Consider the following 11,147-nt stretch of genomic DNA (forward strand, 5'->3'; position numbering starts at 1 on the left):
CTGGACCGGGGTCGCCTTGAAGCCGGTGGGCGTGCGCACGAACACGACCGACTTGCCCTCGAAACTCTGGACCGCCGTCGTCGGCACGCGGACCGCCCCGCTCCCGCCGCTGCCCGTGAGCTGGACGGCAGCCGTCACCGGCTCGCCGACCCGCCATTCACCACCGCGATTGTCGAGCGTGGCAAGGGCGGGCACGAGCCGCGTCTGCGGATCGAGTGCTGGCGACACGAAGGTCACGCGCGCGGTCGCCTGACGGCCCGCCGCCTTGACCAGTACCGTGTTGCCGGGGCGTACCCGGCCCGCATCCTCAGCCTTCAGATTGAGCGCGATCGACACCTGGCTCAGGTTGGCAATGCGATAGAGTTCGGCGTCCGCCGCAACCGTCTGTCCCAGCGTCACGGGGCGCGCGATGATCTGGCCCGAGATCGGCGCGGCGATGCCGAGCCGGTTGAGACCACCGCCGCCGACACCGGCGGCCGACACCATGCTCCGCGCCTGCGTCAGCGCGATCCGCGCTTCCGTCGCCGCCGTGCGGGCAGCAATCAGATCCTGCTCAGGAGACACCTTCTGCGCGTACAGCCGTTGCTCGCGTGCGAGGTTCGAATTGGCGAGCTGAAGCCGTGCCCGTGCCGCTTCGACCTCGCCCTTGATTTGCGCCGCCTCGCGGCTCTCGATTACCGCAATAGTCTGGCCGCGCCCCACGGATTGACCAAGGTTGCGCGTCAGTGCGACCACCCGTCCCGCGATCGCGGCCGAGACGACTTGCGTGCCTTGGGGATCGCCCTCGATGATCGCGGGAAGCTCGATCGTTCCGGCTCCGCCGATGATCGGCCGTCCGACCTGGACGCCCGCCGCAGCGATCTGATCGGCACCCAATAGGACGACGCCCTCATCAGCGTGACCGCCTTCAGCACCGCCCTTTTCCGCACCAGCAGCCGCTTCATTGCCGGCTGCTCCATTGGCGGCCGCCTCGTTCCCGGTGTCTTTGCCACCGCAGGCAGCCAACAGCAGGGCGAGTGACGCCGCGCCCGCGAGATAGAAGCTCTTCATCACTGATTTCCCCCATTGGGCGCAGGAGCGGTCAGTCGCTCCACTTGCGCGCGGGCATTCTGGTAGTTGGCAAGCGCATCGATCGCGGCGACCCGCGTTTCAGCGAGAGTGCGTTCCGCATCGAGCAATTCGAGCTGGCCGAACTTGCCCTCGCGATAACCGATCCGCGCGATGCGGGCGGCCTCCTGTGCAGCCGCCAGCGCCGGCCCAGACGCCGCACGAGCCGTCGTTGCGGCATTGGCCGCTTGCGCCTGCGCGTCCGTGATCGCCTGTTCGATGTCGAGCGCGGTCACGCGACGCTGTGCATCCGCCTGTGTCCGCTGCGCGGTCGCCTGCGCGATCGCCGCGCGACCATTGTTGAACACCGGGATCGGGATCGTCACGGTGAACACCGCCGCCATATCGTTGGTCGCTTCCAGGCGGCGGATCGCAGGCCCGACATTGAGGTCAGGGACGCGATTGGCGCGCGCGAGCCGCACGCCGGCTTCCGCGATCGAGAAATCCGCGTTCGCCGCCGCCAGCGCGAGCGTGCCGGTTGTGTTGACCGGTGCCACCGGCCCATAGACGTTCGCCCCCGGCAGGCGATCGAGCAGCGTGTCATCGAGCGCGCCGTCGATCGGTCGGCCAATCCGACGCGCCAGATTGGCGCGGGCGGCCTCTGCCAAGCGAAGCTGCCGCTCCACATTGGCATCGGCATTGATGCGCGCGACATCCGCGCGCTGTTGCTCCAGCGGCGACGCACGTCCCGCCTGCACCCGGACGCTCGCAGCGCGCAGCGCGTCGCTGGCGATCCGGGCCTGATCCCGCGCCGTCGCCACCCGCCGGTCGGCTGCGACCGCTTCGACATAGAGCTGCGTCACCTGAAGCCGGACATCGGCTGCGATGATCGCGGCCTGGATCTCGGCCCGGGACAATTGCGCATTGGCGACCGCGACGCGGGCGCCGCGCTTGCCGCCTAGCTCGATCGGGATCGCAAAGCCGACCGTAGATTCCGCGCTGCGGACACCCCGATACGGCCCCGAGCCGATGACGTTCTCAACCTGGCCCTGGACAACCGGGTTGGGCCGCAATCCGGCGACCGTACGGCCCGCACGGGCCGCGTCAATCGCGGCTGTCGCCGCTTCGGCAGCAGGGGCCGAACCACCCGCTGCACTGACCGCTTGGTCAAGAGTGTAGATCGGCACGTCCTGCGTAACAGCCGCGGACGGTCCGACCTGCGCCTGCGCCATAGTGACGCACGACGCTGCGGCCAGCATGGCCGCGAGGATACGATACATGAAAATAGGACTCCTGACGATGATCGACAGGGGCGCGCCCAACGCGCGCCCAAATCGGACGTCAGGCTTGCGGAGGCCTCAAATGGACCATGCCAGTGCGGCCATCGAGCGACGCAGAGGCGGAGATTGTCGGCTTGGGCATCGTGAGGACGTGGGTATATTCGATCGTCGTGCGCGCAGGCGCACCAACATCATGCCCGTGACAGTGATTGTGATGGTGCGGGACGTTCTTGTCCGCATCCGACGGAACCTCGTCGATGTCACCGGCGGTATGAACGGTAAACTCAACGCCCGCGATGCTTCCCCCCGCCAAATCGGCGGCATGAGCCATGCCGGAGAAGCTGGTGAGAACCAGCATCAGGCATGTCAGGAGAGGCAAAAAGGCTCGCACGAACCCGCCCTTACCACGGAGAGGTTTCCATGTCATTGCAATAACTCGCGAGCCGGTGCCTTCGCGGCACGCCATGCCGGCCAGGCTTCGCGAAGCACGCGCCATGCCGAGCGCAGGAAAATCGCGGCGATCAATCCGCCGACAATGATGTCCGGCCAAACCGAGCCGGTCAGGCCGACCAATCCGGCAGCCGCGAGAACCCCGACGTTCGACGCGACATCATTGCGCGAGCACTCGAACGTGCTCGACATATTCACATTCTCGCGGCGGAAGCGCCAGAGCAGCGCCAGGCAGATGAGGTTCGCAACCAGCGCGGCGCTGCCAACCCCGAGCATCAAGCCCGATGCCGGAGGAACGCCGTTCGCAATCTTGTCCGCGATCTCGAAAATGACCGCGACGCCGAAAGCCAAGATGATGCCGCCCTTCGCCAGCGCCGCGCCCGCTCCCCAGCGCGCCCCCTGATGCAGTGCATAGAGACTGAGCGCATAGACCACCGCGTCGCCGAACATGTCGACCGAATCCGCCATCAAGGCGGAGGAACGCGCGACAACGCCGCCGCCAAATTCGACCACGAACATCGCGAGATTGATGAGCATCACGATGATTAGCACGCGGCGCTGCTCGGCCTTGCGACCGAGTTCCGCGATCGTGTCGCGTTTCGCTGAGCAACAAGCGTCTGCCATTATCGAAGCTCGATTCGTGGATCAGACGCTCTATATGAACCCTCATCCTACTAGAGGGTCAAGAGGTAAGCGATGAAGATTGGTGAGATCGCGCAGCGGACCGGGCTGAAGGTCGAGACGGTTCGATTCTACGAGGCCGAGGGTCTGATCGCGCCCCCGGAGCGCAGCGGTGGAAACTATCGGCTCTACGGGCAATCGCATCTCGATCGTCTCGCGTTCATCAAACGCTCGCGTGATCTGGGTTTCACCCTCGACCAGGTGCGCGACCTCCTTCGCTTGGCGGACGATCCTCGCGGTTCCTGCGCAGAGGCCGACGCGATAGCTACGGTTCACATTCAGGAGATTGACCGCAAGCTAGCGGACCTTGCTGCGCTCCGTGCTGAGATCGCGCAGTGGGGCGGCGCCTGCACTGCCACGATCATCGCTGATTGCCGCGTCATAGACGCCCTCTCGCACGCTTGAGGGTACAAGTAGCAAGCCGCGTATTACTCTTTGAGCGGGGGCTCACGCGGAGATCACCGATGCACGATCATATGAGCGCCGAGATGCAGGCTTGCATGGACGCCTGCCATCACTGCCACGTCACCTGCCTGTCGATGACCACCCAGCACTGCCTTCAGGTGGGCGGCGCACATGCCGCGCCCGACCACATCAAGATCATGCTCGATTGCGCGCAAATTTGCGCCACCTCACTCGATTTCATGGCGCGCGGGTCCGACCAGCATAAGCTCGTATGCGGCATCTGCGCCCAGATCTGCCGAGCTTGCGCAGAGACCTGCCGCGGGCTCGACGGCATGGAAGAGTGCGTCGCCGCGTGCGAGCGCTGTGCTGATGCATGCGAGAAGATGGCCGCCTGATCGGTGATGGGCGGGTGGCGATCGGCCGCCCGCTCCTCACATCGCCGTTGCGGGGGGCTCGAGCATCCCCAGCCAGGCGACCAGAGCGAGGATCGTGACCGCACAGCTCGTCTCGATCGCGAGGCTGCGCCACAGAGCACCAAGCGCGGCCCGATGATCGCCCGCGGCAACCGAGCGCTCGAAAACCGGCGTCAGCCGGAAACGATTGAGGGAGGCCAGCCCCAGCATCGCGCCGAACAGTACCAGCTTGGCGAGGAGGAGCTGGCCGTAAAGGGTGGTCAGAAGTCTCGGTAAATTGCCGGCACCGACCAGCAGCCAGCCATTGACCAGGCCCGTCACAACGATCGTGCCGACCACGAGCGTGCCGACCAGACCGAAGCCGTGCAACGCCCGGTGGGTCAGTCTGAGATGCGCGACGTCGACGCGAACTGCCGGTCGCACCACGAGCAGCGTCAACCCGAGCAGTGCGCCGACCCAGGCTCCGGCCGCCAACAGATGCAGAATATCGGCCAGCAGATGGACCCAGCCCGTCGCGCCCTCATCCATCGCGCCATGGCCTGTCCAGGCGAGCGTCGCGAGCGCAATGCCCGCCGCGAGCGCCACCATGCCGAGCGGCGCGGTACGTCCTGCCGCGATCAGCGCGGCGATCACGGCCACAATCAGCGCGACCATGCGCGCTTCCCACGCCGTGCCCGTCGCGGAGCCGGTGATCAGCATTCCGATCGCTTCCCGATCGATCGGCCACGGCGGCGCTCCAGCCATTGCCGCGGCGAGCAGGACGAGCGCAATGCCTGAAAACAGAAGGCCGAGCAGGCCACTCCCCACCAGCCAAGGGCGCAAGGCGAGTGCGTCTGCGCGCTCCCCGGCCTTGAGCCCGTAGAGGCTGAACGCCGACAGGCCGAACAGCCCGCTCAACGTCGCATAAAGCGCGAAGCGGACCCCGATCAACGGCCAGTCGGCATCCACCTTACTTCACCGCGAAGGCGAAGTTGCCCGACACCCGATGCGTGTCGGCCGAGACGACGTGCCATGCGACGCTGTAGCGGCCCGCGCCGAGCGGCGACTTGGGCACCACGACCAGCGTTCGGCCATCGGGTGCAACCTGGGTGGTGGTTGCAACCTTCATCGGTGGGTGCGTGGTGCCGCCATGGCCCGTCATCATCAAGTCCGCACCGGAGAATTTCGGCATCAGCCTCTCGCTGAACTGCAAAGCGACACGCGCGGGCTTGGCAACGGTCGCGTTGGGCGCGGGTGAGGCCACAACGAGCTTCGGGTGAGCCTGCGCCGCACTGGCGAGGCTCAGGAGAGTGAGGGCGGCAGGAAGGGCGAGACTACGCATGGGGTACTCCGACGAGGTTCGTGCACCCTTCTACGCGGCGCGCTGCCCGACCCCTCACCGGCGGTTGAGGGATGATGGGCAGCGATGCGTATCCGATGATAGAGGGGTGGAGTGGAAAGCATGGACGATCTAGACAGAGCATTGGCGCGACTAGCGGGCGCACCCGCCCCGGCCGCTTTGGAGGGTATCGAGGACCAAGTCCTCAGACGGATCGGCAGCCGCCCCGCCGTGCGCGGAGCCGGGCTCGGGATCGGTGTGATAACCGCCGCGGCGCTCGGTGTCGGGATCGTCGGTGCCGAGCTGCCCGCGACGGCAAGCCCTGCCGTCTCGCTCGCGCCGCTCGGCGGAGCCTCCCCCCTCGCTCCTTCCGCGTTGCTGATCGGCGAGCCATGACCTCGACCAAGCGGGTTGTCCTGTGCGCCTTGCTCGCCTTCCTGGCAGCGATTGGTGGTGTCTTTATCGGGCGCGCGCTGCTGCCGCAGCCCAAGCAACCCGGTGCGGCGCTCCACGAGGTGCTGCACCACAAGCTCGCGCTCGATGGCGACCAGCAGGCCCGATTGAAGGTGCTCGAAGACCGGTTCGCGGTGCAACGCCGCGCCCTCGAGCTGGAGATGCGTGCCGCCAATGCCCGCCTTGCCGAGGCGATCGAGGCCGAGCACGGCAATGGTCCGCGAGTGGCCGCCGCGGTCGACCAGAGCCATGCCGCGATGGGCGAGCTGCAGAAGGCGACGCTGGCGCACATCTTCGCCATGCGTCAGCTTCTCCGGCCCGATCAGACCTCTCAATTCGATGACGCGGTGGTGAAGGCGCTCACCGACGGCCAGGGGTGAGCCTCGATTGGACCGCGCTGTCGGATGGCGAACTGGCGACGCTCAGCATCGCCGGCCGACAAGCCGCTTTCGCCGAGATCGTGCGACGCTATCGGCAGCCGATGTTCCGGCTTTCGCGCGCCTTCCTCGGCGATGCCGACGAAGCGCTGGACGTGACGCAGGAAGCGTTTGTGGCCGCGCATCAGGCCTTGTCGCGCTACGACCCCAACCGATCGATGCAGGCGTGGCTAACGACCATCGCCGTCAACAAATGCCGCGATTGGGCGCGTAAGCGTGCCGTGCGCCGGTTTCTGTCGTTCGCGCTGCCGAACGACGAACAGGTCCAGAGCATCGTCGACGAACAGGTGCCGATCGACGACGCAGCCGGCGATCGGCAGGAACTCGACCGCGTGACGCGCGCCATCTCGACCCTGCCGGCTAACCTGAAGGAGCCTCTGGTACTTCGGACGATCGAAGGGCTGAGCCAGGCCGAAACGGCCGAGGTGCTGGGGATCAGCCAGAAGGCGGTGGAAACTCGCCTTTATCGCGCGCGGGCGCGGCTGCTCGAAAAACTAGGGAACCGCTGAGGGTTGGACAGATCGGCCGCGTAGAAGGGTCGACGGCCCTTCACGGCCCCATTCTTAGGAGCTTGCATGTCGCGCGTTCTCGACCGCCGCCAGGTGCTGCGCGGTGCCAGTCTGGCAGGCGGCGGCCTCGCCTTGTCGGCCTATATGCCGGCATGGGCACAGCCCGTCTCGGCCGGCATCGCCAAGCCGTTGCCCACGGTGTCGGGCGAGGACATCACGCTCAAGGTCGCGCACCAGATGATGATGATCGACGGGCGGCAGAGCCACGCCATCGGCATCAACGGCACCGTGCCCGCTCCGCTCATCCGCTTGCGCGAGGGACAGAACGTCCGCCTCCACGTCGTCAACGAGCTCGACGAGGAAACCTCGATCCACTGGCATGGGCTGCTGCTGCCGTTTCAGATGGACGGGGTGCCGGGGATCGCCTTTCCGGGTATTCCGGCGCGATCGACGTTCACCTACGAGTTCCCGATCATCCAGAGCGGCACCTACTGGTACCATAGCCATTCGGGGCTTCAGGAGCAGGAGGGGCATTACGGCCCGATCCTGATCGACCCGAAGAACCCCGATCCGGTGAAGTTCGACCGGGAGCACGTGATCGTGCTGTCCGACCACAGCTTCCACCACCCGCACTACCTCTTCGATCGGTTGAAGAAGGAGTCGGGCTACTTCAACCGCCAGCGCCAGACCCTGGCCGGGCTTCTCGCCGGCAAGGATCAGTCGCTGAAAGAGCGGTTGGAGTGGGGCAAGATGCGGATGGACCCCGCCGACGTCGCCGACGTCACGGGCTCGGTCTACACCTACCTGGTCAACGGCTACGGCCCCAAGGACAATTGGACCGCGCTATTCCGCCCCGGCGAGCGGGTGCGGCTGCGCTTCATCAACGCCTCGTCGATGACCACCTTCAACGTCCGCATTCCGGGCCTGCCGATGACGATCGTCGCGGCCGACGGCTTGAACGTGCGCCCGGTCGAGATCGACGAGTTCCAGTTCGGCCCGGCCGAGACCTATGACGCGATCGTCACCCCGCCCGACCTGCGCGCCTATACGCTGGTCGGTGAGAGCATCGATCGCTCCGGCATGGCCCGCGCGACGCTCGCTCCGCGCGAGGGCATGGCGGCCGAGGTGCCCCCGCTCCGCAAGCGCCCGCTCGCGACCATGAAGGACATGGGCATGGGCGGCATGGATCATGGCACGATGGACCACGGCGGCATGAATCATGGCGCCATGGGCGGCGCTGCGGGTTCGATGTCCGGCATGGACCATGCTGCGATGGGGCATGGCGCGGGCACCGGCGCGATGGCGGGTATGGATCATTCCCAAATGAACCACGGCGCGGCCGGCACCGCGGCAGGCGGCATGGCAGGCATGGACCACGGCCAGGCTCAGGGCGGCGCCATGGCCGGTATGGACCATGGCTCCGGCACGATGCCGGCGATGAACGGCGATCAGATGGGCGGGATGGACATGGGCGGCATGAGCCATTCCATGCGCGATTTCAGCAATGCCCCCGAGGTTAAAAAGGGACCGGGCGTGCAGACCATCTCGCCGATGCCGGTCGATCGGACCGGCGATCCCGGGCAGGGGCTGGAGAATGTCGGGCATCGCGTTCTCACCTATCGCGACCTGATGGCGCTCGACCGCAACCCGGACACACGCGCACCGGAGCGGGAGATCAAGCTCCACCTCACCGGCAACATGGAGCGCTATATGTGGGGCTTCGACGGCGAGAAGCTGTCGGAGAACCCCGACCCGATCACGCTGCTTCACGGCGAGCGGGTACGGGTGACGCTCATCAACGACACGATGATGGGACATCCGATCCACATCCACGGCCACTTCTTCGACCTGGTGACCGGCAAGGGCGCCTATGCCCCCCGAAAGCATACGGTGCTGGTGCAGCCGGGAGGCACGGTGAGCTGGGACGTGACCGGCGAGGAAGGCGACTGGGCCTTCCACTGCCACATGCTCTACCACATGCACGCGGGCATGATGCGCGTTGTCCAGGTCCGCAAGGCCGGGGAGGCCGCGGCGTGATCCGGTCGCTCCTCCTCGCCGGTATGGCGCCGCTCGGCCTTGCGACACCCGCATTCGGGCAGACCATGGACCATTCCATGCACAACATGCCGGGCATGACGATGCCGGCAAAGCCGGCCGCCAAGCCGAAGGCGAAAGCCGCGGCCAAGTCCGCGACTAAGCGTAAGGCTCCCGTCCGACGCACCGCGCCGCGGCGCGCGCAACCGGCGAAGACGCAGGCTGCCGACCCTCATGCCGGGCATGACATGAGCGGGATGCAGGGAATGGATATGAGCGGTCAGCAGCAGGCTGCGCCCACCCAGAACCCGCACGCCGGGCACGATATGTCTGCTATGCCGGGCATGGCAGCATCGACAGGTGCGGGGCAGGACCCGCATGCCGGCCACGACATGAGCACGATGCCGGGCATGGCGATGCCCGGCGATCAGCCCGCTGCCAAGGTCGGAACCGACCTTCCCCCCGGCAACAAGCCCGCTCCCGCTGCAGCCGGGGACCACCTCGCCGATCGTTTCTGGGGCGCGGACGCCATGGCCAGCTCGCGCGAGAACGATCTACGCCGCGAGCATGGCGGAATGACCGTCTATCAGATCCTCTTCAATCTCGCCGAATATCAGGCTCGCAAGGGTGGCGACGGCTATCGCTGGGATGGCGAGGCCTGGATCGGGGGCGACATCAATCGCTTTACGCTAAAGAGCGAGGGCGAAGGCACGTTCGGCAAGCCGCTCGAACAGGCCGAGGTGCAGGCGCTCTACAGCCGCGCGCTCGATCCATACTGGAACCTTCAGGCGGGCGTTCGCTACGACTTCAAGCCCAACCCCTCGCGCACCTACGCGACGGTAGGGATCGAGGGGCTGGCCCCCGGTTGGTTCGAGGTGGAGGGCGCATTGTTCCTCTCCGACAAGGGCGACGTGCTTGGCCGTGCGGAGGGCTATTACGACCAGCGCATCACCAACTGGTTCGTGCTCCAGCCTAGGGTGGAGGCCAATTTCTCCGCGCAGGACGTGCCCGAAACCGGCACCGGCTCCGGGCTCACGGACCTCGAGGCCGGGCTTCGGCTTCGCTACGAGGGCCGGCGCGAGTTCGCGCCCTACATCGGCGTGTCGTGGGAGCGGCAGTTCGGCGACACCGCGCGCTTCACCCGCGCACGCGGTGACAATACGGGCGGCTTCAGCTTCGTCGCGGGCGTGAGGACCTGGTTCTGAGCCCGCGGCTCCGCCTCCATGTCGGGGCAAGCAAGGTTCACCGCTGGCTTGCGCTCCTGATCGGGGCGCAGGCGATCGTCTGGTTCACCAGCGGGCTCGTCATGAGCCTGCTGCCGATCGACACCGTGCATGGCGATCACCGGATCGACCGGAACGTCGAACCGGCCCTGATCGCCACTCAGGATTTCGCGCCCGTCCCTGCCCTTCTCGCATCGGCCGGAGCGCCGGTGCGTCAGCTCCAGCACCGGATGCTGCTGGGGCGGCCGATCGTCGAAGCCCAGCTCGGCGACGGCAAGGTGCGTTTGCTGGACGCCCGCACCGCAAAGCCGCTGCCCCCGGTCGACGGCCCGGCCGCAGCGCTGATCGCAAGGCAGGCGTATCGCGGCGAAACTGGTTCGGCGCCCGTCGTCGAGCGGATCGAGCGCCTCAGCACCGAGTACCGCGGTGCCCTCCCCGCCTGGCGTGCTTCCTTCCCCGACACCGACGGAACCCGCATCTACGTCGCGGCGGAGACTGGCCGGCTGACATCGGTGCGAACCGGCACGTGGCGGCTCTACGACTTCTTCTGGGGACTCCACATCATGGATTGGACCGAGCACGAACGGTTCAACACGCCGTGGCTCAACGCCTTCGCAGCGGGGGGACTCGTGTTCGCCGTCGCCGGGGCAATCCTGCTCTTCATGCGCTGGCCCCGTCGACGGCGCAGAAAAGCTCAAGGGGTCCGCTAGAGAGCCGCGTATGCCTGAGTGGGTGGGGCCGCACAGGAGAGCGCATGATGGGGGCGTCACATAAAACGGGCACAGATATACGCTCTCATGACTGCCATCCGAGATACTGCCCGAGTTTACCCCTTCGCTGGCCGCAAGACCAGCGTTCGCATTGACCTTGGCGGGTGTGCCGCGGACGCCTGATCGA

At 66.7% G+C, this 11,147-nt stretch carries 14 protein-coding genes; 8 read left to right on the plus strand and 6 right to left on the minus strand.

Annotated elements, in window-relative coordinates; all coding sequences use genetic code 11:
- The 4 genes from ABLE43_RS22525 to ABLE43_RS22540 all read right to left on the minus strand — a co-directional run.
- On the minus strand, positions 1–1,050 hold a 1,050-nt coding region (locus tag ABLE43_RS22525), incomplete at its 3' end, for an efflux RND transporter periplasmic adaptor subunit (protein ID WP_348980210.1).
- Complete coding sequence (locus tag ABLE43_RS22530; protein WP_348980211.1) at positions 1,050–2,327, minus strand: TolC family protein; 1,278 nt, start codon at positions 2,325–2,327, stop codon at positions 1,050–1,052. The genes ABLE43_RS22525 and ABLE43_RS22530, both read right to left, overlap by 1 nt.
- 61 nt (positions 2,328–2,388) lie before the next feature.
- Positions 2,389–2,685 carry a hypothetical protein gene (locus tag ABLE43_RS22535; RefSeq protein ID WP_348980212.1) on the minus strand — a complete coding sequence of 99 codons (297 nt, stop codon included), beginning with the start codon at positions 2,683–2,685 and terminating at the stop codon, positions 2,389–2,391.
- Between the two features lie 65 nt (positions 2,686–2,750).
- On the minus strand, positions 2,751–3,401 hold the full coding sequence (locus ABLE43_RS22540) for a cation efflux transmembrane domain-containing protein (RefSeq protein WP_041043247.1): 651 nt from the start codon (positions 3,399–3,401) through the stop codon (positions 2,751–2,753).
- A gap of 72 nt (positions 3,402–3,473) precedes the next feature.
- On the opposite strand from ABLE43_RS22540, the gene ABLE43_RS22545 reads away from it, so the two are divergent.
- Positions 3,474–3,863 carry a MerR family transcriptional regulator gene (locus ABLE43_RS22545; protein WP_041043248.1) on the plus strand — a complete coding sequence of 130 codons (390 nt, stop codon included), beginning with the start codon at positions 3,474–3,476 and terminating at the stop codon, positions 3,861–3,863.
- 71 nt (positions 3,864–3,934) lie between these two features.
- Complete coding sequence (locus ABLE43_RS22550; RefSeq protein ID WP_201279672.1) at positions 3,935–4,258, plus strand: four-helix bundle copper-binding protein; 324 nt, start codon at positions 3,935–3,937, stop codon at positions 4,256–4,258.
- A gap of 36 nt (positions 4,259–4,294) precedes the next feature.
- Here ABLE43_RS22550 and copD read toward each other — a convergent pair whose 3' ends face one another.
- Entirely contained in the window at positions 4,295–5,224 is a 930-nt protein-coding gene (copD, locus tag ABLE43_RS22555) for a copper homeostasis membrane protein CopD (protein WP_041043250.1), read from the minus strand.
- 1 nt (position 5,225) lies between these two features.
- Positions 5,226–5,597: a copper homeostasis periplasmic binding protein CopC gene (gene copC, locus ABLE43_RS22560; RefSeq protein ID WP_041043251.1), complete on the minus strand. Its 372-nt coding sequence runs from the start codon at positions 5,595–5,597 to the stop codon at positions 5,226–5,228.
- A gap of 120 nt (positions 5,598–5,717) precedes the next feature.
- Here copC and ABLE43_RS22565 point away from each other — a divergent pair, with 120 nt between their 5' ends.
- The 6 genes from ABLE43_RS22565 to ABLE43_RS22590 all read left to right on the plus strand — a co-directional run bounded on the left by ABLE43_RS22565 (position 5,718) and on the right by ABLE43_RS22590 (position 10,960).
- The gene (locus tag ABLE43_RS22565; RefSeq protein WP_041043252.1) at positions 5,718–5,990 is read left to right on the plus strand and encodes a hypothetical protein; all 273 of its coding nucleotides are present in this window, start codon (positions 5,718–5,720) and stop codon (positions 5,988–5,990) included.
- Complete coding sequence (locus ABLE43_RS22570; RefSeq protein ID WP_041043253.1) at positions 5,987–6,427, plus strand: periplasmic heavy metal sensor; 441 nt, start codon at positions 5,987–5,989, stop codon at positions 6,425–6,427. The genes ABLE43_RS22565 and ABLE43_RS22570 overlap by 4 nt, the downstream gene beginning before the upstream one ends.
- Entirely contained in the window at positions 6,424–6,993 is a 570-nt protein-coding gene (locus ABLE43_RS22575) for an RNA polymerase sigma factor (protein WP_041043254.1), read from the plus strand. The genes ABLE43_RS22570 and ABLE43_RS22575 overlap by 4 nt, the downstream gene beginning before the upstream one ends.
- Positions 6,994–7,059: 66 nt before the next feature.
- Positions 7,060–9,030, plus strand: a complete 1,971-nt coding sequence (locus ABLE43_RS22580; RefSeq protein ID WP_058733720.1) for a copper resistance system multicopper oxidase — start codon at positions 7,060–7,062, stop codon at positions 9,028–9,030.
- 23 nt (positions 9,031–9,053) lie between these two features.
- On the plus strand, positions 9,054–10,232 hold the full coding sequence (locus ABLE43_RS22585; protein ID WP_348980213.1) for a copper resistance protein B: 1,179 nt from the start codon (positions 9,054–9,056) through the stop codon (positions 10,230–10,232).
- Complete coding sequence (locus ABLE43_RS22590; protein WP_348980214.1) at positions 10,229–10,960, plus strand: PepSY domain-containing protein; 732 nt, start codon at positions 10,229–10,231, stop codon at positions 10,958–10,960. The genes ABLE43_RS22585 and ABLE43_RS22590 overlap by 4 nt, the downstream gene beginning before the upstream one ends.
- Positions 10,961–11,147 lie beyond the last annotated feature (187 nt).

Source organism: Sphingomonas silueang (genome assembly GCF_040049155.1).
Lineage (GTDB): Bacteria > Pseudomonadota > Alphaproteobacteria > Sphingomonadales > Sphingomonadaceae > Sphingomonas > Sphingomonas silueang.